Below are 23744 nucleotides of genomic sequence, written 5' to 3' on the forward strand. Positions count from 1 at the left end.
TGGGTAAACGCTTAGCGGCTTCGGTGGCTAAAGGCATTAGTTTCTTTACACAAGGTGGGGGCATTAAATTGTTTGCTGCCAAAGGAGCGGTTGAGGTTCAGGCGCAGAGTGGCAACATTGAACTGATTGCCGAGAAGATTATTAAAATCATTTCTGAGAAGAAGCGCATTGAAATCGCGGCGAAGGATGAGATTTTAATGACGGCGGGTGGCTCGTATATCCGTATCAATAAGGCGGGGATTGAGGAAGGCACGCCTGGGAATTGGAAGGCTTGGGCGGCGGATCATGATACGCCGGGGCCGAAGAGTGTAGATTATGTATTACCATCTATTGGGAAAGAAATTTTTGATGAGCAAATTCAAATCCTTGATGTAAATGGCAAATTAACTTTTGCAAACTGTAAATATGAAATAGAAATGAAAAATGGAAACGTATTTACGGGCATCTTAACTGCAGAGAGTAAAACTGAACGGATTGTGACGATACGCCCTGAAGAAATCAGTAACATTAAAATTTATCCAAAAAATAAGGAGTCGTAATGACTGACAACTCACTAAAAACGATACCCAAAGACTGTTGCAGTTTTCGGAGGCAAGCCCCTGTCGTAATACCAATTTCAGGAGTGTCAACAAACAATAAATTGGTTGGCACTTCGGTGAGGACTGTTGAAGTAAAAGGAAAAGTACGGTTTTTAACAGAGGGAGAGAAAAAAATGGCGAAGCGCTTTTACTCCAATAATAGTGGTGGTTCGCTCATACCATATGACAAAGTAACAATTCGAGAGGGAATGTTTGCTGACTATGATGACCGTGCAGTCACAAAAAATGGCACTTCAATTCATTGGCCATCGCCTTCTTATGAAGAAGATTTCTCAAAGGCCAGCCTAGTGAAACAAAAAACATTTATTCATGAAATGGCACACATTTGGCAGTATCATTGTGGTGGTTGGGTTGCTTTAAATTCTTTATATCACCAAGGGGTCAGCGGCCAAGCAGCATATAACTATGATCTTGACCACTTGCTTGGCTATTACCCTGTAGAAGCTCAGGCTCATATGATTGAAGATTATTATGCATTGAGGTATTTCGGCGCGCCTAATTATAAAAAAACATCAGAAGATCAGTATTGGGATAAGAATCAGAAAAAATACATTTCGGGGCCGGTTTTTCTTTTCGGTGGATTTGCTGCGGATTTTATTGAGAAAAACAATTTAAATGATATATATTTGAATAAACGTTACCTTTACGAAGCCGCGTTAGAGCCTTACAAGAAAGCATTACGTTATTTTTTACAAGATCCAACCGATAAAAGAGGCTACACCGAAAAAGGAAAAGTGTAATTAAATCCCAATCTTAATAATAAGAGAAGCAATATTTTACGGAGGTTGTATGAAGAAGATGATTGTTTTATTGTTTACTTTGATTGCTACAGGATGTTGGGTAAGAGAATATGATGACCATGCTAACGTTAGGATTGATTCGGGCTTCATCTATCAAAAAGACGGGGATTATTGTTTTACAACCCAAAGCCTAATGGAGGGCAACCAATTGATTGATTTAATAACGTACTGGGCTGACATCAATGGAGGAAAGAACGATGATGACTCACCTTCTGTTTATGAGAGGCCACCAAAGCCTTATTTGTCTTCGTGCATTCCGCTGAGTCAATTGAATTCTACTTTTACCAGTGCGCTAAGCACAAAAGAAGGAAAAGTGAAATTTACGTTTCGCTTTTCTGAAAATAAGGATAGCGGTTACCGACCAGATTACTTTAACTTTACTGTCAATGTCTGTAAAAAAGGCTCCAATCTGGTTATGAGCGAAGAGAATGGGAAATGCACATAGAGGACTTTTATTTGAATTTTATAGAGCTTGTATGAGAGGGATGATAATTGTGTTGCCCGTTTTGATTGCTGCTGGATGTTGGGCAAGAGAATATAGGGATCCAGCATTAGATAGGCTTGATACAGGTTTTGTGTATCAAAGAGATGGTGACTACTGCTTTACGACCGAATACCTGTTGAAAGACGATAAACTTATTAGCTTATCAAGCTATACCGCTCGCGTTAACGGTCACGAAAGCAAATATGAACACTCCTACTTTGATGAAAATCCTCCAAAGCCTTTTTTATCGTCATGTATTCCACTGAGCAAACTAGATTACGGTTTCACAAATGCTTTGACAAAGAAGGAGGGACAGGTGAATTTTTATTTTAATCTCTCTGAAAATAAAGAAAGTAATTATCGACCATCGGCATTTAATTTTGTGGTTTATATCTGCAAGAAAAAATCGGCTTTAATTATGCGCGAAGAGAATGAGAAGTGCAAATAGAGGACTTGTATTTGATTAAGAAGTCTGGGTCAACCCATGCGCGAGAAGCAATATTTTTCAGAGGTTGTATGAAGAAGATGATTGTTTTATTGTTTGCTTTGATTGTTTCAGGATGTTGGGTAAGAGAAACCTATAACCCAGCGTACGAATGGATTGATTCAGGCTTTATCTATCAAAAAGACGGGGATTATTGTTTTACAACCCAAAGCCTAATGAAAGATAACAAATTGATAGATTTAGCATGGTATTCGGCTAGAATCAATAGCGGTGAGAGTAGTGGTGACCCTCCTTCTATTTATGAGCGGCCACCAAAGCCCTATTTGTCTTCGTGTATTCCACTGAGTCAATTGAATTCTACTTTAACTAGTGCGCTGAGCATTAAAAAAGGAAAAGTGAAATTTTCCTTTGGTCTTTCTGAAAATAAGGATAGCCATTACCGACCAGGAACTTTTAACTTTACTGTCAATGTCTGTAAAAAAGGCTCCAATCTGGTTATGAGCGAAGAGAGTGGGAAATGCACATAGAGGATGGAGTGCTACCACTTAGCCAGACAGTCAAGCCACTTTATCATTGAGGTCTTGGAAGTAAACGAATAAACTATAGCGATGATTTTGCAGTCACCTTGTTAAACCAATTTTAAATAAATAAGGACATCGTTTGATTCCACTTCCATGCTTTTCCAAAGACCTTAAAATCACGCCTGCGTTGGGTGAGAAACTCGCTAAACTGGGCTTGATGTCGGATCAGGATGTGTTGTTGCACATTCCGTTGCGTTATGAGGATGAAACCCGTATCACGCCCGTAGCCGATTTGCGGTTGGGTGTGTTTGCGCAAGTACAAGTGACGGTGGTTGAGCAATCGGTGCAGTATCGCGGCCGACGTTCTCTGCTTGTTACCACGCAGGATGTGGCTGGTGATGTATTGGTTGTGCGGTTTTTGAGTTTTTATCCCAATACATTGGCGGCTTTTCGTGAGGGGGCTTTGGTTCGCATACAGGGTGAGCCGAGGATGGGGCATTATGGTGTAGAAATGGTGCATCCGCGCTTTCAAAAGGTCAGTGACGCCACGCCGTTGTCTGAGCATTTGACGCCTGTGTATCCAACCACCGAGGGGCTGACGCAGGCCGCATGGCGTAAATTGATGGCAAGGGCCATGGATGTGGTTGATTTACCTGAAATTTTACCGACCCAAATTTTGGATGAAACGTGGCCGACGTTGAACCAAGCCGTGCGCTTGCTGCACGCGCCACCTCCAGATGTGAATCCTTCGGCGTTGACGGAGCGGGACCATCCTGCATGGGCTCGCATCAAATTTGAAGAGCTGTTGGCGCAACAAATTTCGCTGACGCAAGCCAAGCTCAAGCGGGCTTCGGAGCATGCCCCCTCTTTGCAAGCCAAGAGTGATGTGTTGAATCGATTTGTGGCTCAATTGCCATTTGCCCTGACTGGTGCGCAGCAGCGGGCATGGGCGTTGATTGCTGACGATATGCACCGCAGCCAGCCGATGCATCGTTTATTGCAAGGGGATGTGGGTTCGGGCAAAACTGTTTTGGCGGCATTGGCGTGTGCGCAATGCGTGGCAGCAGGTTGGCAAGCGGCGGTGATGGCGCCGACTGAAATTTTGGCGGAGCAGTTGTTTGAAAAATTGCGTGGTTGGTTTGAGCCTCTTGGCGTGCGAGTGGTTTGGCTGGCGTCCAGTGTGAAAAAAAAGGATAAGACTCAAGCCTATGCTGAAATCACTGCACATGAGGCTCATATTGTCGTTGGTACTCATGCGCTGATTCAAGAAGCGGTGCAATTCCATCAACTGGGCTTGGCGGTGATTGATGAACAGCATCGTTTTGGCGTGGCACAACGTTTGGCGTTGCGGCACAAGATGCAAAGTAGCGTTTTGATGGCTGGGCGCACCGATTTGGCAGATTACGCCCCGCATCAATTGATGATGAGTGCGACCCCCATTCCGCGGACGTTGGCGTTGTCTTATTTTGCTGATTTGGACGTGGCGATTATTGATGAATTGCCACCGAATCGCACCCCTGTGGTGACTAAGCTCATTGACCAACAACGACGTGGGGATGTGGTCGAAAAAGTCGCGCGTGACGTGGCGGCGGGGCGGCAGGTCTATTGGGTGTGTCCGCTCATTGAAGAGTCTGAAGCACTGGAGCTACAAACGGCGATTGACACGCATGCCACCTTAAGCGAGGCTCTGCCTGAGTTGCGCATTGGCTTGGTGCACGGGCGGCTGAATGCCGCTGATAAACGGGCGGTGATGCAAGCGTTTGTGGCGCATGAATTGGATGTGTTGGTGGCGACGACAGTGATTGAGGTCGGGGTCGATGTGGCGAATGCGTCGGTCATGGTGATTGAGCATGCGGAACGATTTGGATTGGCGCAATTACACCAACTGCGCGGGCGTGTTGGTCGTGGCGCGGCGCACAGTACTTGCATTTTATTGTACGATAAACCCTTGTCTGCCATTGCCAAGCAACGTTTAAAAACCATGTATGAAACCACAGATGGCTTTGAAGTCGCTCGGCAAGACCTTTTGTTAAGAGGTGCAGGCGAGTTTCTTGGCACTCGTCAATCAGGCTTGCCGCTGCTGCGCTTCGCTGATATTGAAATGGACGTTGAGTTGCTTGAACGCGCACGCGATGCCGCTGCATGGCTATGGCAACATAATCCGCAGGCTGCAACGGCTCACTTAAAACGTTGGTTGGCGCAACGTGAGCATTATCTGGCGGGTTAATCACGTATAGAGGAGGTGGCATGACCTTAACCGAATTGCGATACGTTGTCGCATTGGCACGAGAAAAACATTTTGGACATGCGGCTCAAGCCGCTTTTGTCAGTCAGCCCACTTTGTCCGTTGCGATTAAAAAATTAGAAGAGGAGTTGGGTGCGACTTTGTTTGAGCGCAGCATGCAAGAAGTTTATCCAACAGCCATTGGTGAGCAGGTCGTGGCGCAGGCGCAACTGATTTTAAACCAAGTCGAAGCACTTAAAGAGTTGGTCAAAAAAGGCCAAGACCCAAAGCAAGGCGCGTTGCAAGTCGGCATGATTTATAGCGTAGCCCCATATTTGTTGCCTCAGCTCATGCCGCACATGATGGCGCATCATTCGCAAATGCCCCTTATTGTCCAAGAAAACTACACCCATATTCTATTGGAGCGCGTCAAGCAAGGGACTTTAGATGCCGCATTTGTTGCCTTACCTGTGGATGACAGTGGATTATGCATCGCACCGCTGTATGACGAAGCCTTTTTTGTGGCCTTGTCCAAAAAGCATCCGCTGGCAAAAAGAAAGCACATCAGCGGTGAGGCCTTAACAGAAGAAGCCTTGTTGGTGTTGGGTGTTGGGCATTGTTTTCGTGAGCAGGTGTTGCAAGCGACCCCACGAGCCAAAAGTTTTCGAGTGGAGCAAGACGGCTTACAAAAGGCTTTTGAAGGCACTTCGTTGGAAACATTGCGACACATGGCGGCGAGCGGCTTGGGAGTGACCGTTTTGCCTGCGCTCGCCGTAGTCAAAGCCGCGCCCAACGACCCTTTGGTTTATGTTCCATTTGCTAAACCTGTGCCCACACGCCGCGTGGTGCTGGTGTGGCGTAAAAATTATTCACGCTCTGAGGCCTGCGAAACTTTGGCTCAAGCGGTGCGTGAGTGTGGTTTGATGGGCGTTAGCGTCAAACACAAGATTTAGGAATGAGGCCTTTGGCGGTTTTGGAGTATAAAAACGGGCTGCTTGTGATACCGATTTGATATCCATTGAGCAGCCCGTTTGACATGCACATGGTGCATTGTCACATTAAAATCAGTGCATATTTAAAGCGTCTTAATCCACCTGATTATCTGATTATTAAGCTTATTTACCCAAAAATTGTCCCAACACAGAACCAATGTCACTGGCATCTATTTTGCCGTTTGGGGTCAATTGGTTGATGAGGTTGGGTAGAAGCTGCGCTAAACCACCTGCGGCATCTTGTTCGGATAAGCCCGCTTGTTGCGCCAGTTGAGACAACATTCCGTTTTGACCTAATGTGTTGTGAATGTCGTCCGCTGAAATGGCTTGGTTTTCTCCTGTACCCACCCACGAGTCGACCTGTTGACCTAAGCCCAGCTGACTCAATAGCCCTGTTAGATTACCCAAACCACCTGCCACTTGGCTTTGGGCATCTTGGCCACCGCCCAATAAACCGCCCAGCATATCGCCTAAGCCGCCTTGTTGCTGATTGCCGCTTAACAGTCCGCCCAGTATGCCGCCCAAGCCACTTGATGAGCCATTGCCACCTTGTTGATTGGTCATCATGCCTATCACTGCTTGTAACAAAGCGCCTTGTACGCCGCCTTGTTGATTACCCAACGCAGCACCTAAAATTCCGTCCAACAAACCCATGATTGTATCCTTGTTAAAAATGCTTAAATAAAGGTGAAATAAATGTAAAACGTATTTTCACCAAGAGTGCAGCGGCAAATTCACGGCAAGTTTGCCGCCTACCACATCGCATTGGTAAATCTTAGCATGAAGTCGAGCGGGGTAAATGATGAACAAATGAAAATTTAAATAAAATTAACCTCAGTTCATTCATTTAATCATTTAAAGGAGGCCTTGATAACGCTCTAAGAGACCGCTCTAAAAATCTCCCCAGAGGGTTTGTAATGCGGCAATTGTTGCCAAGCCCGCTGACTCAGTACGTAAGATGCGTGGGCCGAGCAGGGTGGGTGTGAAGTGTGCGGATTGTGCGTTCATCAATTCAGACTCATCAAAACCTGCCTCAGGGCCAATCAGCACCGTGACCGACTGCTGCGGTTGGGGTTGAGGTAGGGTTTTAAAAGGTTGAGCGTTGCGAGGGTGAAGGATTAATTTGAGGTCTTCATTGTTTTTTTCAGCACCTAAAAAAGAGTTGAGGCTCATCGGCGCTGTTAATTCGGGTAGCACGTTACGCCCCGTTTGTGCACAAGCTGCGATGACGATGCGTTGCCAGTGTTCTAGTTTTTTTATGGCGCGTTCGCTAGACAATTTGATTTGGCTGCGTGCTGAAAATAGCGGAATAATGCGCGACACGCCCAATTCAACTGCTTTTTCAATGGTCCAATCCATTTTGTCGGCGGAGGACAAACATTGCGCGAGGGTGATGGTTAATGGGGACTCAACGCTGAGTGTTTGAATGTCATTCAGTTGCGCTTGAGCTGATTTTTTATCAATGCTGATTAAATGAGCCTGTGCCGTTTGCCCTGCGCCATCAAATATCACAAACGGTTCGCCCACGCGCAAGCGCAATACGGTGACCGCGTGACGAAAAATCTCATCAGGCAACTGAAAAGGGGTGTTCATCGTCGCCCACGGCTGAGGTAAATAAAAGCGAGAAATCATGGTGATGTATTCATAAATGGTAAAGATGTGATGCGAGCATTTTACGCGTGAATGTGTTTAAATGATGCCCTGTTTCTTTAAAAATAGCCGTTACGAGGTTCTCATGTTGATTGTGTTATCCCCTGCCAAAAGTTTAGATTTTGAAACGCCGCCCCATGTTCACACCGCCACGCAACCGCAGTTTGTTCGACAATCCAGTGAGTTGATGGACGTTTTGCGTACATACGATGTGCCTGCGCTGGCGCAACTCATGCATTTATCGGATAAGCTGGCGGCACTCAATGTTGCGCGCAATATTGAGTGGCAGCCTACATTTGATGAGGCCACGGCCAAACAAGCTATTTTGGCGTTTAATGGTGATGTGTATGAGGGGTTTGCTGCGGCGCACTTAAGCGAAGCTCAACTACTTGAGGCACAAAAGACCATTCGCATTTTGTCAGGTTTATACGGTCTTTTGCGGCCATTGGATTTAATGCGAGCCTATCGACTTGAAATGGGTACGGCTTTGGCAAATAAAAAAGGTGCGAATTTATATGCGTTTTGGGGCGAAACATTGGCGCAACATTTAAATGCCGAATTGTCAGAACAGCCTCTTGCGTCTCGTTATTTAATTAATCTGGCTTCGGATGAGTATTTCAAGGCTGTACCGCTCACATCATTGAATGCGCCTGTGATTCAACCCGTATTTCAAGACCGTAAAAACGGCCAATACAAAATCATCAGTTTTTTTGCCAAACGTGCGCGCGGTGTGATGGCGCGGTGGGCAGTGACGCATCAAGTGCAGTCACCTGATGACTTAAAATCTTTTAGCGAAGAAGGTTATCGTTTTGAAAGCGAAAAAACGGCTAAAAATGGCGTGACACAATTATTGTTTGTGCGGGATGAGCGTTAATTAAAAGTCGCTTTCAATACAAAAAATCAAAAAACACAAAAGCCAGTCGTTCGGACTGGCTTTTGTGTTCAACTCTTTAAATATTCATGTTAAATATTTAGGTCTCAAAATATTTGGTTGATTGTTAAAACTTTGCATCAATGCCAATATTAAACGAGGTTTCTTTGCCAGAGTCCTTAGCAAATGTGCTGCCTAACCCGATGTGTGCATTGATTGCAGGTGTGATGTCAACCGCAGTGCCCAGTTCAGCGCGGAAGCCGTCAGCTGTTTCTAAAGCAGGCGTACTAAAACTGCTGTAAGTGGATTTGACATGCGCATTCACATCCGAGCCGCGTGTGCCGTTAAGTTCATAAGCCACTTTAGCATAAGGCTTGAAGCGACCTAAATCGCCTTTGACTTGGTAGCCGAGTGACGCCAAAAAGCCGTGGCGCGATTGCGCACCGTAGCTCATCGCCGTGCTCAAATTGCTTTGTTCATCAAACGCATCCAACTTAATGTCTTCGTAGCTTAGGCTCACGGTTGGGCCATGTTTAAATGCGTTGTTGGCAAAAGACCCCACCGTCGCATCCGCCGCAATGCCAAGCGACCAGTGACTACCGCTAGTATCACCTGTTTCGGTGCGCGTATTTGAACCCAATGTGATGTTGCGTTTCAGATTAGACACGCTTAATTTACCGTAGTTTAATGAAGCCGTTATATTCGCATTGAGGCTGTTTGCTGCTAAGCCTAAGTTGTAGTAAAGACCGACTGAAGGTTCGTTAATGTCAAAGCCACCCGCACCTGAACCGAACGAGCCATCGTATTTTTGATAACCCACACTCAACCCGAGGCGACCTGAACCCAATTTGCGGTCAACGCCGACTAAGAAATTATTGGCGGTGCTTTTTGCTTCACCGAATTTCGTTGGCGTATGGTCGTAGTCCGCAAAGGTGTGCCATGTTTGATTGCCCGCATGAGGCGTATTCATCGCCAAGTTTCTTAAGCGGCTCATGCTGCCCGCCAGTGGGGCAGCGGATAACAAGCTGATTTGTGTGGGCGCATTGAGTACCGATAACATGTACTGACCTGTCAACTTATGCATGGCATCGGTTGGATGGACGCCATCGGCAAAAACGTAAGTGCTGGCGGCATTGGGCGAGACCAACGTTGAAGGCGTGCAGGCCAGAGAGCTCAATTGTCCGTTCAAGGTTGATGTGCACGCTGGACTGCTGGCGTTAGTAAAACCGTAGCTGGTCGGGTTGGAGGCCACTTCATTCACCAGTGAATACACATCAAGCACCGCCACGTTGGTGCCAAACGTTGTGAGGGCTGTTTTAACAACAGAGTTGAAACCCGAGGCTAAGGCCGAGCCTGTGCTCGACAACGCACCTGCAAAGGCAGGTGTCGCACCCAAGTTCGGTACATTAGGCACGACAATGTATTTCGCGCCTGCTAATTGTAACGCCGACACCTGTTGAGCAAAAGCCGTGCCTGCGGTGATGAGGTTTTGCTGCATGGTTGCTTGCGTGATGGCACCTGACTGGACTTGTTCAAGGTTTTGGAAGATGTCATTTGCACCCCCTTGAATCACATAAACCGTGTTGCCATTGGCCAAGTTGTTTGTTTTTGAGAAATACTCGGTTGATAATTGTGTCGCGACTGAGCGTTGTAAATTAGCAGGTTGCGTACTCGATGCCGATGCCACGCGCGCGCCCCCTTGAGCATAATTCGTGCCGCCAGTGGTTGATGGGGTGGTTGTAAAACCTAAGCCTTGGGCAAAATACTCGGCGGCTGTTAAGCCTGGATTGGTGGTGAAACGACTGCCGTAAATACCACCGTCAGACAAACTGTCACCAAAAATGACCACGTTATCATAAGCGTGGGCATTGAAGGCGATGCCCATGAGGGCACTGGATACAAAAAGGGGCAAAGTTGAGCGAATGAATGTGCGCATATTGTGGTCTCCTGAGGAACTGCTGTTTAAGTCTTTTTGTAGATTTTAGCAGGCGACAGAATAGCATTTTCACGCACGCACGTTCATTTTTTTGATGTTGCAATGCAACCTAAATAAAGCGAATGAACGGATTATTTTTCAAAAGTGGGTTGTTGGCTGTCTCGCTTACCACGATTGGCTTTTTCAGCACGTTCTTGCTCGATTTGAGCTTTATGAGCATCTTTTTCGGCTTGCTCTTTTGCAAATTGCTCAAGGCTGGTCGCACGGCTGTCAGGGGTCTCAAGGCTGATGCGACCAATGGCGCCGCTGCGATAGTCGAGCAGTAGGGCATGAGCGGCTTTATCAAAGTCCAGCGAGCCACCTTTAAGGCGATAACCACGTTTTTTAGCGATGTGTTCAATTAAGCCCACGCCATCGGCGGTCTCGATGTCTTCAGTTTTGAAACGTTTTTGAATCAAAGCAGGGTAGCGTGTGAGTAGCAAGTCCGCGAGGTAAATGGCCACTTCATCTTCAAATACCGCGTTTGTACCCACCGCATGACTGGCCGCGAGCATTAAACCGTCTGAAGGCATGGCGATTTTTGGCCACAGCATCCCTGGGGTGTCCACCAGCACCATGTCTTTGCCGAGCAACAGACGTTGTTGAGTTTTAGTCACGGCGGGTTCATCGCCGACGTTGGCCACCCGCCTTTTGAGGAGGGCGTTCATCAATGTGGATTTGCCGACATTGGGTACTCCCATAATCATCATGCGCAAAGGTTTGGTCGGATCGTTGCGATGAGGGGCGATGCCTCGGCAAATATTTGGAATTTTGTGCACTTCAGCAGGGTTTTTACAGCTCAAGGCAATTGCATGGGTGTTTTTTTGTGCGTTGAAGTGCGCCAGCCATGCTTTGGTTGCATTGGGGTCGGCAAGGTCTGATTTGTTTAAAATTTTCAAGCACGGGCGTTGACGATGAATGCGCAGCTCGTGAACAATGGGGTTGCTTGAGGCTTGCGGCAGGCGCGCATCCAGCACTTCGATAACGAGGTCGGTGGTCTCCATGGTCTCGGCCGCTTTGGTGCGTGCTGAGTTCATGTGACCTGGGAACCATTGAATGGACATAATTGCTTCTAACTAAAGGGTAATGAATGTAATGCGCCATTATACCCGTTGTGGTGTTTACCGCTGTTGTTCTGTCAGGCGTTTTATCTGCTTGTCGACGAATCTCGGGTGCAGGTGCGGAGCTTTGGATGCCGATGAGCATAGGTGCACCGTTATCCAAGGTGAAAATTGGAGAACCGCTATCGCCAGCCAATGTGCCGCATTGATGCTCGATGAGTTGTTGACGGTTTACACGCGTTCCTTTGCAGTCATGATGCAACCCACATAAAGTATGGCGTTGAGCACTTGCAGGTTACTGTGACTGACGTTAACGCGCTGCTTCGGTAACAGTGCTTCGATTCGCGTGTATTGGGATTCGCTTAGTTTCATACAAGGCTTATAACAAATCGGACGTAGTGTTAACACGCCCTAGATTGGCAAGACCGATGCCATCTTCTGCAAAAACAATGTGTGTGTTTCTATCCATTGGTTTAAAGTTTCTAATTTATCCGTAATGTTGTTTTAAAATACGCATACTGCGTTTTACATTTGGTTACTTGCTCAGGAATAGCCTCTATTAAAATAACGGCATTTTAATGCTTCAACTTGAGAGATTTATGAAAAGACACATCCTTTTTTTCAGTATAGTCACTTCTTTATGGTTCAACTCGGCTTTTGCACAAACCTTGCGCACTGAAGACCCTGTGATAACACCTGCAACGGTCTCAGCATCAGGTGGTGTGCGGCATACGCCTATGGTTCCATTCGAATCAAGTCAGCATGTTTATCAGCCTTCAAGCAAAAAAGCCAATAAAAAAAGCACACGTAAGGCCAAAAAACACGTTAAACAAAAGGTGAAGCACGGCAAAAAATCAACTCGCCAATCCCAAGCCCATCACAAAAAATCGGGTGCTAAGTCTTCACGCGCAGCGTCTAAAACATCGAAAAACAAAAAGGCATCGGCGCGCGCAGGTCAACAGCACAAACAAACGGCGCATAAAAAAGCAACGCGCTCGACCCAAAAGCATTCGAAGCCATCTCAGTCGAAACGGACATCGACGCGTAAACAAACCTCAAAACAGCAAAAGGTTGCACCTAAAAACAACTCAAAGCAGGTTAAGCGTTCAGCGCAGGTCAAACAACCCGTTAAGGCAAAATCCGTATCACCCAAAAAATCGACCAAACCTACGGTAAAATCTAAACCTAAAGCGGCGGACGTGTCGAAGCGCAAAACTCGAACAACAGCCAAAACGACAACTAAGGTCACTAAACCCACTCAAGCTAAAAATAAAAGCAGTCAAAAGGTCAAGCGCCCTGCTGACGCGAAGAAGCTTAAATCGCCTCCATCAAGTCGAGCACAAGCGCCCTCTAAACAATCGAAAAAAGTGCGTTGAGCTTGGGTTAATTAAGCTGAATGAATTAAGTTGTGTTCATTAAAAAGCCATGGTGACATGGCTTTTTTCTCTTGGTTGCACTTGGTTTGTGGTTTATTGTGAGGCGGGAAGTCAGGTTTGTTCCAATGATTCAAAGTGTTGATTCAAACTATTGATTTAGACTTTTGATTCAGACTGTTGATTGAGCTTACAGACTGAATCAGGGTTTACAATGACAGCTCATGTAATCGTTCCCTACGAATGCTTAAACAAAAAATGAAAGGTTGTTATGTGGACTCTATCGTTGCCTTATTGGGAGTTTATCGCTCGAGCAGTGTTGGTTTATGTTTTCGTTATGATGAGCTTGCGCTTGACGGGTAAACGACAAATCGGTGAACTGGCTCCTTTTGATTTTGTGTTGCTGTTATTGTTATCCAATGGTGTGCAAAATGCCATGAATGGTGGCGATAATACGGTAACGGCAGGCTTTATCATCACCATCAGTCTTTTAAGTATCAATGGTTTGGTCGCTTGGGCGACATACCGCAGTAAAACAGCGGAAAAAGTTATTGAAGGTCGCCCTGAAGTCTTGATTCACAATGGCTATCTGTATAGCGATGTCATGAAATGCAATCGAATCACTCACCATGAACTCAATAATGCGTTGCGCCAAAATGATTGTGTCAGTATTGATGTGGTTCGTTTGGCGGTTTTGGAGACCAATGGGCATATCAATGTCATTAAAAAAGACGCTGCACATGCTTAATGTCAGCCTTATTTTGCGAATGAAACCCATTGGTTTCATCATGCCATGCTAAAATTTTGCCCATGTCCAACCCCATTCAAATGACCCGTCTCCTTGGTATCGACCCAGGCCTGCGCTTTACAGGCTTCGGGGTGATTGACGTGCATAACCACACCATGCGGTATGTGTCCAGTGGCGTGATTAAAGTGACGGGAGAGGCTTTGCCTGAGCGGTTGCGCTCTTTGATTGACGGCATTCATGAGGTTATAGAGCGTTATACGCCACATGAGTCCGTGATAGAAAAGGTGTTTGTCAATGTCAACCCACAGTCGACCTTGTTGCTTGGTCAAGCCCGTGGTGCAGCGATTAGCGCGTTGGTTTTGAAAGACTTGATGGTGCATGAATACACCGCTTTGCAATTAAAAAAAGCAGTGGTCGGTCACGGTAAAGCGAATAAAGAGCAGGTGCAAGAGATGGTGGCGCGTCTCCTTGAGCTGCCGCGAAAACCGCAGGCGGATGCCGCGGATGCACTTGCAGCGGCGATTTGCCATGCGCAAAATCGTTCCCAGTTGGCGATGCTCGCCAAAAGTGATGTATTGGGTGGCTTGGGTAAAAAAGGCATGCGTATTAAAAATGGGCGATTGGTGGCGTTGTAGCGATGAGGTGCTCGTTGCTTTTTCTTTTTGTACGATGCTGAACCTATCTTTAAAATGAATTTTGATATGTTGAACATGATTGCGTGTCGGTAGAATGAGTGTGAACCGTGTTAAACCCCTGTATATTTTAGATACCAACATTTGGCTTGATTGGCTTGTGTTTAGTGATGAAGCGATTAAACCTTTGCAAGCCTTACACGCTGCGGGTCAGTTGGACATTGTTTATACGTCTGACATGCGCGTTGAGTTTTTGGATGTGATTTCGCGTGCGCACTTTAAGTTGAGTATCGAACAGCAAATCTTGGTAGACAAGAGGATGCAGCAGATTGCACGAGAAGTGCCCGCTCAGTCCGTCCAGCCGTCAATACGCTGCCAAGACCGAGATGACCAAATATTCATTGATGCCGCCTTGGCGTACGCTGTTGATTGGCTGCTGACCAAAGACCATCATTTATTGGATTTACGTAAACGAGCCGCGAAGCAGGGCGTTCGCGTTGGGACTTTGTTGGACTGGGCGCGCGCGTACCCAACCGCACACGAATTGATGGAGCGTGTATGAAACAGCTTTCAACCACTATTTTTACCACCATGAGCGCGTTGGCGCAGCAACATCAGGCGATTAACTTGGGGCAAGGTTTTCCTGATTTTGCCGCTGATTCTGCTTTGCTCGATGCCGCTTATGCGGCGATGCAAGCGGGCCATAATCAATACGCACCAATGATAGGTACTTTGCCGTTGCGCCAAACCATTTCTGCGCTGGTCAACAGGCATTATGGCTTTGTTGCGGATGTGGATAAGCACATTACCATCACAGCGGGCGCGTCTGAAGCCTTGTTCTGCGCAATTTTGGCGATAACGGAACCGCAAGATGAGTTGATTATTTTAGAACCTGCTTATGATTTATACCGTCCTGCCATCATCAATGCGGGCGGTCGACCTGTGGCGGTGAATTTACATTTAAATGATAAGCAAGAGTTTGTGGTCGATTGGGCTGCTGTAGAAGCGGCGGTGACTTCAAAAACCCGAGCCATTATCGTCAATACGCCGAACAATCCAACGGGAAACACGTTTACTGCGGATGACTTGGTGGAGTTGGAGCGGATAGCGGAGCACTATGATGTGTGGGTGATTAGCGACGAAGTGTATGAGCACATGGTGTTTGATGGCGCGCTACATCAATCCGCTTTGCGTCGTCCAGCCCTCGCGGCGCGCACCATTCACGTGGCCAGTTTTGGTAAAACATTACATGTCACAGGCTGGAAAATTGGCTACACCATTGCCCCTGAGCGTCTCACTCAAGCGATTCGGGCTGTGCATCAATTCAATACCTTTACGGTGGCAACGCCTTTGCAGTTGGGCATTGCGCAGTATTTAAATGCGCATCCGAATATCACGGATGAATTACCCGCATTTTATCAGACCAAACGAGATGCTTTTCGTCAGGGCTTGGCGATGACGGGTTTACGGCTGCTGCCGTGTCAAGGGACGTACTTTCAGTTGGTGGATTATGGTGATTTAAGCTCCTTTTCAAAGATGAGTGACGTTGAGTTTGCCGTGCATTTGACGCGAGAAGTCGGTGTGGCTGCCATTCCACTGTCGCCGTTTTATGGCGTACCTTTGCCTCAACAGACACTCGTGCGTTTTTGTTTTGCGAAAGAAGAACAAACCTTGGTGGCGGCTTTAGATAAACTGTGCAGCGGATTGAAACCATGATGTTGAAAGGGGTGGCGTTATGGGCTTGTGTGTGTGTGTTGAGCGGCTGTGCCAGTGTATTGCCTGAACCTTACACGCCTGTTTTTGAAGCCACACGAACGGTTGATGCCAATGCCCCTTTAGTGCAAATGGTTCGCCGTGTTCAGCCCAAAGCTGCGCATGTTCAGCTTGCACCTACTCAAAGTGAGTCGATGAAAAAAAAGCAACAGAGTTTGTCAATGAGGCTTGAACAAGCAGTGCCCCAAGTCGAAGCGAACGCATCGGGTATTTATCCGCTGGCGGATGGGGTGCAAGCGTTTGCGGTGCGCAATGCCTTGATTAAAAACGTCACTCATACGCTGGACTTGCAATATTACAGTTTACACACTGGTTTAAGTTCGCGCCTATTGATTCGGGAGCTGGTCAAGGCAGCTGATCGAGGGGTCAGGATTCGAATTTTGATTGACGATATGGATACGCTGGGGCGCGATAAAGAAATGACTGTTTTGGCGGCTCACGATAACATCGAAGTGCGTATTTTTAATCCAATTCGCCGCTTTCGCGGCACCGTGTTGTCGCGCAATCTGATGTTGGTCGCTAATTTGAGCACCCAACATCGACGCATGCACAATAAAGTTTGGTTGGCAGATGGTGTGCTGGGTATTACGGGGGGGCGGAATATCGGCGACCGATATTTTAATGCCAACGAAAGTGATAATTTTTCTGACTTAGATGTGTTGTTAAGCGGTGCAGTGGTGGGACAAATGCAACGAAGTTTTGATGAATTTTGGAACTCAAACAACGCCATTCCAGTCGAACTGTTTGAAAAAGCCCCGCAGGTCAGCACTAAAGAAGATATTCAGAAAATGATTTTCAAAACCAATGCGCTGACACGAAAGGAACGAGTGGCTCGTCACCCTTACTTAAGCGCATTGAACGAGGCAGAGAATCATGTGTTGCCCGATATTTTGCCTAAACTGCTGTGGGGGGGCATTGATTTTTACAGTGATGCGCCCACCAAAGTCACAACGCCTCCTGCCCAAAAAGATGTGCGCATACCGAATGAGGCCGACGTGCAGTCTTCGGGGTCGGCGATGTTTGACGCCCTTGTTTCAAAGATTCAACAAGCCAAGCGAGAAGTGATTATTGCCAGCCCCTATTTTTTACCAGGCGATGATTTTATTCAGCTCTTGCAAGGTTTGGTCAAAAAAGGGGTAGCGGTCACTCTCTTGAGTAATTCGTTAGAATCAAATGATGTTCCCTTGGTCAATGGCCCTTATTCTCGGTACCGTAAACCTCTACTCGAAGCGGGTGTAAAGATTTATGAGTTAAAGGGTTTTCCAAACGTAGGCGCAACCCCGCAATGGCGGCATCCAATATTCAGTTGGAAGGGGTCGCGCACCGCGCTCCACTCAAAAGCGGCGGTCATTGACGGAGAAGTCAGCTATGTGGGTTCAATGAATCTTGACCCGCGTTCCGTGGTCTGGAATACTGAAGCGGGCATCCTTTCACGTCAGCCTGATTTTGCTAAAAATGTGCGCAATGCTTTGCTCAATGCAATGTCTTTAGACTACAGTTATGCCGTGATTTTGAACCATAAAGGGCAACTGGAATGGCGCACGAATGAAAACAGTGGGGGGGCGCAATCGCCCGTTGAGATGATACAACCAGAACCTGCTATGAATGGGGGGAGAGTTATTTTACGAGAGCGAGGCAATTTTTGGCGACGTTTACAAAGAAATATCGGCGCTTGCTTGCCCGAAAATTTTTTGTAAAATCACCGTGATTTTTGGCAAAAATAACGTATGAAAATCAACGAGCTTGTTGAATTTGCGCTATGATTACGTGTTTTACACGGGTGTGCGAAAAGTCGCATGCGGCTGCCAAAGTACGCACCCACTGAATACTGAATTAATAAAATCGAGATGGGCGATTTTGTTGAAAATTAACTTAAATTAACGACTTTTATCTGAAGATGAGGCTTGCGAGTCGTAAAACGAAGTCAACACAAAAAAGGAAGAACATGTTTAACTTTATCCGAAAATACTTCTCAAATGATTTGGCAATTGACTTAGGTACAGCGAATACCTTAATTTTTGCTAAAAATCAGGGCATCGTTTTAGATGAACCATCAGTGGTGGCGATTCGTCATGATAGCAAGACTGGGCGTGCGCAAGTTCAGGCGGTCGGTTTGGAAGCTAAACAAATGTTGGGTAAAGTGCCTGGCAACATTGATGCGATTCGCCCAATGAAAGACGGTGTGATTGCTGATTTTAGTGTCACAGAAACCATGCTTAAACATTTTATCCGTTCAGTGCATGAGTCGAATTTATTTAAACCCAGTCCACGCATCGTGATTTGTGTTCCTTGTGGCTCGACCCAAGTTGAGCGTCGCGCCATTAGAGAGTCAGCGCAAAATGCAGGCGCATCTCAAGCATTATTGATTGAAGAGCCAATGGCGGCTGCTTTGGGCGCGGGCTTGCCCGTTTTTGAAGCCCGTGGCTCAATGGTGGTTGACATTGGTGGTGGCACAACCGAAGTCGGCGTGATTTCTTTGGGTGGAATGGTTTACAAAAACAGCGTGCGCGTCGGTGGTGATAAATTTGATGAGGCGATTGTTAACTATATTCGTCGCAACTATGGCATGTTGATTGGTGAGCCTACTGCTGAATTGATTAAAAAAGAAATTGGCACGGCTTTCCCAGGTGCCGATGTTAAAGAAATGGAAGTAAAAGGTCGCAACTTGGCTGAAGGTGTACCCCGTAGCTTTACTGTTAATTCGAACGAAATTTTGGAAGCGTTATCTGAACCTTTGAATGCCATTGTTTCAACAGTGAAAATTGCCTTGGAACAAACGCCTCCAGAGTTAAGTTCAGACATCGCTGAGCTCGGTATTGTGTTGACAGGTGGTGGCGCGTTACTGAAAGACCTCGATCGCTTGTTACAAGAAGAGACAGGATTGCCCGTGTATGTCGCTGAAGATGCGCTGACATGCGTGGTTCGCGGCTCGGGCATGTCGTTAGAGTACATTGAGAATTTCCCATCATTGTTTTCTTACGAATAATTATTGACGCATAGCGGTTAGGTTCGGAGTTCAACGCGTCATGAAAAATGATTATCAATTATTTCGTCGCACCACGCCAAAGTGGGCAAGGCTTGTTTTTGCAAGTGCGTTTGCGATTGTTCTCATGCTTGTTGATGGTAAAGCCCATCACTTGCAATGGGTGCGTGCGACCATCAGTTCAAGTTTGGGCTTGGTGCAAACGCCTTTGCATGCCGCTCGAACTTGGTTTTCTGACGCCTTTTTTCATGTTTATGATTTAGAGCGCTTGGCGTTGGACAACCAAAAATTGATAGCGATGAATCAAGAGCAAGCCGCGCGGCTTGCTCTCTTGAACCAAGTCGAGCAAGACAACAATGTGTTGCGTGAGCAACAAGGTCTAAAACTTGAGCAAAAAACCCCGTCATTAGCCGCTCAGGTTTTGTATCAAGTGGTCGACCCTTATGCCCGTAAGCTCGTGCTCAACAAAGGTAGTCAAGATGGTGTTGTGGCAGGTCAACCCGTCATCACCTCAAAAGGGTTGCTGGGGCAAATTACAGGCGTTACGCCCATCACATCTGAACTCACATTGATTTTAGATACCAAAATTAACGTGCCCGTTCAGTTGGAGCATGATCCTAAAGTGAGAGGTTTTATCTCGGGGCATACTTCAGAAGGTTTGTTGTCTTTACGGTTTTTTAGTACAGAAGTACACTTGAATGTTGATAACGTTTTTGTGACATCTGGTATAGACGGGCTGTATCCAGCGGGTTTGAAAGTTGGGCGAGTCAGTAAAATTGATACGGCGGCCGAAGGTTCGCAATCAACCATCACTGTTGTGCCCACGACCGAAGGCATGTCAACGCGCTACGTATTAATTTTGCAAGTGCCAGATGTTGCTCACATGGCAAAACGCAGCCAAGAGCAAGCCAGTCAAGTGGTTCAAGACGCAGAGCCTAATACACTGGGTGCAATTGCGCGTGCGCGAGCTAAAGAAAAGCAGGGGGATTGAAATGCGGGCAGAGCAATGGTTGGGTGCAGTTAAAGCACGTATTGTTTGGTTGACTCTTGTTGTGGCTTGGGCTTTATCTTTTTTGACGGTTCGCCAAACCGTATGGTTGGATTGGATGGGCTTTATCTTATTGTTTTGGACTTTGTACCAACCCAGCCGTATTTCGCTCGTCTTGGCGTTCATCATGGGAATTGTGATGGATGTGCAACAGGTGTCATTGCTCGGAGAGCACGCCTTAATGTATGTATGGCTGTTGTCAATTATGCGTTTTTTAACGCCACGTTTGCAATTTTCATCCGTATTTGCCCACGCGTTATATGGCACGGTTTTGATGCTTTGCGCCCAATTGTTGCGTGCTCTGGTGCATTTATTGGCTGGGCAGCCTGTTGACATATTGCAAATAGGTTGGGTGATTTTTGGCATGCTCGCTTGGATGATGCTCGCTTGGTTGTTAACGCGCAGCGCCCAATCACGAGCCATGGGGTCTTGGGTGGCCAACTGAGCTTGTTCATATGCACATTGATTATTCGAAAAGCACTTCTCAACAAGAATTATTTAAGCGCAGACTACTTGTCGCACAACTTTTAGTGCTCGTGTGTTTTGGCATATTGGTGGCTCGTTTTGTGTACTTGCAAGTAGTGCGTCACGAGGCCTTTGACCGTAAAGCCGAAAGTAACCGCACATCAATGGTGCCCGTTACCCCCGAACGCGGTTCTATTTTTGATCGTTATGGCGTGCCTTTGGCGAAAAATAGTATCGGGTTTTCTTTGGAAATCTCGCCCGATGACTTAGAGCGCGTGAGTCCAAAAGAAACCACGGATGAAGCCATTGCGCGGGTCATTGAGCGCATCAGAACGATTATAAATATCACTGACGCGGATATTAAAAAATTCAAAAAAATCAAAGAAGATGCGGCTTCGCATGATTCTATCCCCATTCGAGTCAAGCTGACCGAAGATGAGGTGGCTCGTTTTTCAGTGGAGCAATTTAGATTCAAGGGCGTAGAAATCAAAAAACAATCGTTCCGTGAGTACCCTAATGGTTCGATGGGTGTGCATGTTGTGGGCTATGTTGGGCGTTTGAACAAACAAGATAAGTTGCGTCTAGAAGAAGAACAATTGAGTGAAATTTATCGGGGTACTACGCATATTGGTCGCACAGGCATTGAGCAAAGTTACGAGTCTATTTTGCATGGCAAAACAGGTTATCAGATGCTTGAAGTGTATGCTGGCGGCCACAGTTTAAGGGAATTGGGTAGTCAGCCACCTGTCAATGGTCTGAACGTGAAATTGACGATTGACGCCTATGTTCAATCTTCAGCAGAAAAAGCGTTTGCAGGCCGTCGGGGTGCTTTGGTGGCTATTGAGCCTTCAACAGGTGAAGTGCTGGCTTTCGTGAGTTCCCCTACGTATGACCCCAATCTGTTTTTGGACGGTATTTCCATGGACGATTGGAAAGGTTTGAATGAATCAAAAAACAAACCCCTTTTAAATCGTGCCTTACGAGGAGGTTATCCTCCAGGCTCAACGTATAAGCCATTTATGGCGTTGGCGGCATTGCACTCGGGCGCACGAGACCGTGATTTGGTGATTCAAGATGGTGGTATTTATAATTTTGGCGGTCATAAATATCGTGACAGTACAGGCGGACGCGGTCACGGTGCTGTCAATATGTTCACCTCAATCGCAGTGTCATCCGATGTGTACTACTATGACTTGGCTTACAAAATGGGGGTTGATTTAATCCATCAAGAAATGACCCGTTTTGGTTTTGGGCAAAAAACTGGAATTGATTTAATTGGTGAGTCAGCTGGTTTGTTGCCCTCGAGTGAGTGGGCTTTGAAACGCGAAAATCGAGAGTGGGCACCAGGTCGTACCATTAACTTGGGCATTGGTCAGGGCGAAAACACCATGACTATTTTGCAATTGGCCACAGGTGTTGCCACCATTGCAAATGGTGGCGTGCGCATGAAACCATATTTGCTCAAAGCTAAAATTGACCCTGTGACGGGGCAGGAAACTGAAATAGCCCCAGAAGTTGCTTTAGATTTAAAAATTCCAGCCGCAGACATTGATTTGGTCCGTCGAGCTATGGTTCAGGTGAACATCTCAGGTACAGGGCGTGGGATATTTAATGGTTTACCTGGGCAAGTTGCAGGAAAAACGGGTACGGCTCAGGTGTTTACTGTTGCGCAAAATTCAACGTACAAACAAAGTGTGAGAGGTGAGTTCTCACGCGATCACTCACTGTACATCGCATTTTATCCAGCCGACCATCCTAAAATCGCTGTGGCGACCATTGTCGAGAATGCGGGCTTCGGTGCCAGTGCGGCCGCTCCCTTGGTGCGTGATGTGCTCAAAGCGTTCAATGAGTCACAGGCTGGTAAACGATTTGACACGCCCACGATTATGAATCCTCAAAGTGTTTCGTCGCAAACCAATGATACGACAAAGGCGGGTAAGCCATGAGATTAAGCCATCAATCCGAGTTAGCTGGATTGCGCAAAATTTTTGCCCCATTAGATGGAGCCATGATTTTAATTTTGGTGCTGATTGCAGCCTTAAGCATCGTGGCGATGTACAGCGCTTCGTCTGATATTCCAGAACGCTTCCCTGATCACATCCGCAACTTAGGCATAGGTTTTGTGGTCATGCTCGCCTTCGCTTATATTCCCCCACAATGGCTGATGAAGGCGGCTGTTCCTTTATATGTTATCGGTGTTGTATTGTTAATCGCTGTGGCATTGTTTGGGCAAACCAAATTGGGCGCAAAACGTTGGCTCAATGTGGGGATAGTGATTCAGCCATCTGAATTGCTTAAAATCGCTGTGCCTTTAATGTTGTCGTATTACTTTCATTTAACGGGCATCGTTTCTGGAAGACAGGCATGGTTTAGTTTTGGTTTGGCTGGCGTATTGTTGCTTATTCCCTTTTTATTGATTGCCAAGCAGCCCGACTTGGGAACAGCTCTCTTGGTGGTGTTTGCAGGCTCGTATGTGATTTTCTTTGCAGGCTTGAGTTGGAAAGTGATTTGGGGGCTTATTGGCACTGTCGTCTTTAGTTTCCCTATCATTTGGCAGTTTTTAAAACCCTACCAACGCACGCGGATTGAAGTGTTGCTCGACCCGACGTCAGATCCTCGCGGGGCTGGTTTTCATATCTTGCAGGCTGAGACGGCTATTGGTTCGGGCGGCTGGTTAGGTAAAGGTTTTGAGCAGGGTACTCAAACGCATTTGAAATTTTTGCCCGAACGCAGTACCGACTTTCTTGTGGCGGTGTTATCTGAAGAGTTTGGTCTGATTGGTGTCATTTTGCTTCTTGTGCTATACTTGATGCTGATTTTTCGTGGCTTGTCGATTGCGCATGGCGCGTCCACGAGATTCGAACGTCTGCTGGCGAGTGCCATTACTATGATTATTTTCACTTATGCGTTTGTGAACATGGGCATGGTGGCGGGTATGTTGCCAGTGGTTGGAGTGCCACTGCCGTTTATGAGTTATGGCGGAACCGCGTTGATTACCTTAGGCGTGGGTTGTGGCATGTTAATGGGTGTGCGCCACCATCGAATCAGATGATGCACACTTGTGGGTAAAAAGACCTCCTATAATAAATAATAACCAGTC

The 23744-nt window shown here is 46.6% G+C and carries 24 protein-coding genes; 19 read left to right on the plus strand and 5 right to left on the minus strand.

Annotated features, from left to right (window positions below):
* The 7 genes from DFR44_RS00005 to DFR44_RS00035 all read left to right on the plus strand — a co-directional run.
* A partial coding sequence (locus DFR44_RS00005; RefSeq protein WP_133618656.1) for a DUF2345 domain-containing protein occupies positions 1 to 539 on the plus strand: 539 nt, incomplete at its 5' end.
* A complete protein-coding gene (locus DFR44_RS00010) occupies positions 539 to 1339 on the plus strand; it encodes a hypothetical protein (protein ID WP_133618657.1) in 801 nt (266 codons plus the stop codon). The genes DFR44_RS00005 and DFR44_RS00010, both read left to right, overlap by 1 nt.
* Positions 1340 to 1388: 49 nt before the next feature.
* A complete protein-coding gene (locus DFR44_RS00015; protein ID WP_133618658.1) occupies positions 1389 to 1844 on the plus strand; it encodes a hypothetical protein in 456 nt (151 codons plus the stop codon).
* Positions 1828 to 2331 carry a hypothetical protein gene (locus DFR44_RS00020; protein WP_133618659.1) on the plus strand — a complete coding sequence of 168 codons (504 nt, stop codon included), beginning with the start codon at positions 1828 to 1830 and terminating at the stop codon, positions 2329 to 2331. Before DFR44_RS00015 ends, DFR44_RS00020 begins: the two co-directional genes overlap by 17 nt.
* Positions 2332 to 2399: 68 nt before the next feature.
* On the plus strand, positions 2400 to 2855 hold the full coding sequence (locus DFR44_RS00025) for a hypothetical protein (protein ID WP_133618660.1): 456 nt from the start codon (positions 2400 to 2402) through the stop codon (positions 2853 to 2855).
* 133 nt (positions 2856 to 2988) lie between these two features.
* Positions 2989 to 5076: an ATP-dependent DNA helicase RecG gene (gene recG, locus DFR44_RS00030; protein WP_246011992.1), complete on the plus strand. Its 2088-nt coding sequence runs from the start codon at positions 2989 to 2991 to the stop codon at positions 5074 to 5076.
* A 20-nt stretch (positions 5077 to 5096) separates the two neighbouring features.
* The gene (locus DFR44_RS00035; RefSeq protein WP_133618661.1) at positions 5097 to 6026 is read left to right on the plus strand and encodes a hydrogen peroxide-inducible genes activator; all 930 of its coding nucleotides are present in this window, start codon (positions 5097 to 5099) and stop codon (positions 6024 to 6026) included.
* A gap of 162 nt (positions 6027 to 6188) precedes the next feature.
* Here DFR44_RS00035 and DFR44_RS00040 read toward each other — a convergent pair whose 3' ends face one another.
* Positions 6189 to 6719: a YidB family protein gene (locus DFR44_RS00040; protein ID WP_133618662.1), complete on the minus strand. Its 531-nt coding sequence runs from the start codon at positions 6717 to 6719 to the stop codon at positions 6189 to 6191.
* Positions 6720 to 6956: 237 nt separating this feature from the next.
* Positions 6957 to 7697, minus strand: coding sequence for a 16S rRNA (uracil(1498)-N(3))-methyltransferase (locus DFR44_RS00045; protein WP_133618663.1), 741 nt, complete (start codon positions 7695 to 7697; stop codon positions 6957 to 6959).
* A gap of 103 nt (positions 7698 to 7800) precedes the next feature.
* On the opposite strand from DFR44_RS00045, the gene yaaA reads away from it, so the two are divergent.
* Positions 7801 to 8589 carry a peroxide stress protein YaaA gene (gene yaaA, locus DFR44_RS00050; protein WP_133618664.1) on the plus strand — a complete coding sequence of 263 codons (789 nt, stop codon included), beginning with the start codon at positions 7801 to 7803 and terminating at the stop codon, positions 8587 to 8589.
* 124 nt (positions 8590 to 8713) lie between these two features.
* Here yaaA and DFR44_RS00055 read toward each other — a convergent pair whose 3' ends face one another.
* The 3 genes from DFR44_RS00055 to DFR44_RS11355 all read right to left on the minus strand — a co-directional run bounded on the left by DFR44_RS00055 (position 8714) and on the right by DFR44_RS11355 (position 11994).
* Positions 8714 to 10522 (minus strand): autotransporter domain-containing protein, encoded by a 1809-nt coding sequence (locus DFR44_RS00055; RefSeq protein WP_133618665.1) that lies wholly within the window; start codon positions 10520 to 10522, stop codon positions 8714 to 8716.
* A gap of 131 nt (positions 10523 to 10653) precedes the next feature.
* Positions 10654 to 11625 (minus strand): ribosome biogenesis GTPase YlqF, encoded by a 972-nt coding sequence (gene ylqF, locus DFR44_RS00060; RefSeq protein ID WP_133618666.1) that lies wholly within the window; start codon positions 11623 to 11625, stop codon positions 10654 to 10656.
* Positions 11626 to 11853: 228 nt separating this feature from the next.
* A complete protein-coding gene (locus DFR44_RS11355) occupies positions 11854 to 11994 on the minus strand; it encodes a transposase (RefSeq protein ID WP_162845094.1) in 141 nt (46 codons plus the stop codon).
* Between the two features lie 227 nt (positions 11995 to 12221).
* Here DFR44_RS11355 and DFR44_RS00065 point away from each other — a divergent pair, with 227 nt between their 5' ends.
* From DFR44_RS00065 to rodA, 11 genes are all read left to right on the plus strand, one after another.
* Positions 12222 to 12998 (plus strand): hypothetical protein, encoded by a 777-nt coding sequence (locus DFR44_RS00065; protein WP_133618667.1) that lies wholly within the window; start codon positions 12222 to 12224, stop codon positions 12996 to 12998.
* A 268-nt stretch (positions 12999 to 13266) separates the two neighbouring features.
* Positions 13267 to 13743, plus strand: a complete 477-nt coding sequence (locus tag DFR44_RS00070) for a DUF421 domain-containing protein (RefSeq protein ID WP_133618668.1) — start codon at positions 13267 to 13269, stop codon at positions 13741 to 13743.
* A gap of 62 nt (positions 13744 to 13805) precedes the next feature.
* Entirely contained in the window at positions 13806 to 14378 is a 573-nt protein-coding gene (gene ruvC, locus DFR44_RS00075) for a crossover junction endodeoxyribonuclease RuvC (protein ID WP_246011993.1), read from the plus strand.
* A 94-nt stretch (positions 14379 to 14472) separates the two neighbouring features.
* Positions 14473 to 14937, plus strand: a complete 465-nt coding sequence (locus tag DFR44_RS00080; protein WP_133618669.1) for a PIN domain-containing protein — start codon at positions 14473 to 14475, stop codon at positions 14935 to 14937.
* Positions 14934 to 16091 (plus strand): methionine aminotransferase, encoded by a 1158-nt coding sequence (locus tag DFR44_RS00085; protein ID WP_133618670.1) that lies wholly within the window; start codon positions 14934 to 14936, stop codon positions 16089 to 16091. Before DFR44_RS00080 ends, DFR44_RS00085 begins: the two co-directional genes overlap by 4 nt.
* A complete protein-coding gene (locus tag DFR44_RS00090; protein ID WP_133618671.1) occupies positions 16088 to 17845 on the plus strand; it encodes a phospholipase D-like domain-containing protein in 1758 nt (585 codons plus the stop codon). The genes DFR44_RS00085 and DFR44_RS00090 overlap by 4 nt, the downstream gene beginning before the upstream one ends.
* 248 nt (positions 17846 to 18093) lie before the next feature.
* Entirely contained in the window at positions 18094 to 19134 is a 1041-nt protein-coding gene (locus tag DFR44_RS00095) for a rod shape-determining protein (RefSeq protein ID WP_133618672.1), read from the plus strand.
* Between the two features lie 40 nt (positions 19135 to 19174).
* Positions 19175 to 20122, plus strand: a complete 948-nt coding sequence (gene mreC / locus DFR44_RS00100) for a rod shape-determining protein MreC (protein ID WP_133618673.1) — start codon at positions 19175 to 19177, stop codon at positions 20120 to 20122.
* 1 nt (position 20123) lies between these two features.
* Positions 20124 to 20624 (plus strand): rod shape-determining protein MreD, encoded by a 501-nt coding sequence (gene mreD / locus DFR44_RS00105; protein ID WP_162845095.1) that lies wholly within the window; start codon positions 20124 to 20126, stop codon positions 20622 to 20624.
* A 10-nt stretch (positions 20625 to 20634) separates the two neighbouring features.
* A complete protein-coding gene (mrdA, locus tag DFR44_RS00110) occupies positions 20635 to 22590 on the plus strand; it encodes a penicillin-binding protein 2 (RefSeq protein WP_133618675.1) in 1956 nt (651 codons plus the stop codon).
* Positions 22587 to 23696, plus strand: a complete 1110-nt coding sequence (gene rodA, locus DFR44_RS00115) for a rod shape-determining protein RodA (RefSeq protein ID WP_133618676.1) — start codon at positions 22587 to 22589, stop codon at positions 23694 to 23696. Before mrdA ends, rodA begins: the two co-directional genes overlap by 4 nt.
* Positions 23697 to 23744: the final 48 nt, after the last annotated feature.

The sequence above is a fragment of the Hydromonas duriensis genome (assembly GCF_004363775.1).
Classification (GTDB): Bacteria; Pseudomonadota; Gammaproteobacteria; order Burkholderiales; family Burkholderiaceae; genus Hydromonas; species Hydromonas duriensis.

Excerpts from the sequence above, each read along its gene's own strand:
- DFR44_RS00010 (WP_133618657.1), top strand. The coding sequence starts at position 539 with ATGACTGACAACTCACTAAAAACGATACCCAAAGACTGTTGCAGTTTT.
- DFR44_RS00015 (WP_133618658.1), top strand. The coding sequence starts at position 1,389 with ATGAAGAAGATGATTGTTTTATTGTTTACTTTGATTGCTACAGGATGT.
- DFR44_RS00020 (WP_133618659.1), top strand. The coding sequence starts at position 1,828 with ATGGGAAATGCACATAGAGGACTTTTATTTGAATTTTATAGAGCTTGT.
- DFR44_RS00025 (WP_133618660.1), top strand. The coding sequence starts at position 2,400 with ATGAAGAAGATGATTGTTTTATTGTTTGCTTTGATTGTTTCAGGATGT.
- DFR44_RS00035 (WP_133618661.1), top strand. The coding sequence starts at position 5,097 with ATGACCTTAACCGAATTGCGATACGTTGTCGCATTGGCACGAGAAAAA.
- DFR44_RS00040 (WP_133618662.1), bottom strand. The coding sequence starts at position 6,719 with ATGGGTTTGTTGGACGGAATTTTAGGTGCTGCGTTGGGTAATCAACAA.
- DFR44_RS00045 (WP_133618663.1), bottom strand. The coding sequence starts at position 7,697 with ATGATTTCTCGCTTTTATTTACCTCAGCCGTGGGCGACGATGAACACC.
- yaaA (WP_133618664.1), top strand. The coding sequence starts at position 7,801 with ATGTTGATTGTGTTATCCCCTGCCAAAAGTTTAGATTTTGAAACGCCG.
- DFR44_RS00055 (WP_133618665.1), bottom strand. The coding sequence starts at position 10,522 with ATGCGCACATTCATTCGCTCAACTTTGCCCCTTTTTGTATCCAGTGCC.
- ylqF (WP_133618666.1), bottom strand. The coding sequence starts at position 11,625 with ATGTCCATTCAATGGTTCCCAGGTCACATGAACTCAGCACGCACCAAA.
- DFR44_RS11355 (WP_162845094.1), bottom strand. The coding sequence starts at position 11,994 with ATGAAACTAAGCGAATCCCAATACACGCGAATCGAAGCACTGTTACCG.
- DFR44_RS00065 (WP_133618667.1), top strand. The coding sequence starts at position 12,222 with ATGAAAAGACACATCCTTTTTTTCAGTATAGTCACTTCTTTATGGTTC.
- DFR44_RS00070 (WP_133618668.1), top strand. The coding sequence starts at position 13,267 with ATGTGGACTCTATCGTTGCCTTATTGGGAGTTTATCGCTCGAGCAGTG.
- ruvC (WP_246011993.1), top strand. The coding sequence starts at position 13,806 with ATGTCCAACCCCATTCAAATGACCCGTCTCCTTGGTATCGACCCAGGC.
- DFR44_RS00080 (WP_133618669.1), top strand. The coding sequence starts at position 14,473 with ATGAGTGTGAACCGTGTTAAACCCCTGTATATTTTAGATACCAACATT.
- DFR44_RS00085 (WP_133618670.1), top strand. The coding sequence starts at position 14,934 with ATGAAACAGCTTTCAACCACTATTTTTACCACCATGAGCGCGTTGGCG.
- DFR44_RS00090 (WP_133618671.1), top strand. The coding sequence starts at position 16,088 with ATGATGTTGAAAGGGGTGGCGTTATGGGCTTGTGTGTGTGTGTTGAGC.
- DFR44_RS00095 (WP_133618672.1), top strand. The coding sequence starts at position 18,094 with ATGTTTAACTTTATCCGAAAATACTTCTCAAATGATTTGGCAATTGAC.
- mreC (WP_133618673.1), top strand. The coding sequence starts at position 19,175 with ATGAAAAATGATTATCAATTATTTCGTCGCACCACGCCAAAGTGGGCA.
- mreD (WP_162845095.1), top strand. The coding sequence starts at position 20,124 with ATGCGGGCAGAGCAATGGTTGGGTGCAGTTAAAGCACGTATTGTTTGG.
- mrdA (WP_133618675.1), top strand. The coding sequence starts at position 20,635 with ATGCACATTGATTATTCGAAAAGCACTTCTCAACAAGAATTATTTAAG.
- rodA (WP_133618676.1), top strand. The coding sequence starts at position 22,587 with ATGAGATTAAGCCATCAATCCGAGTTAGCTGGATTGCGCAAAATTTTT.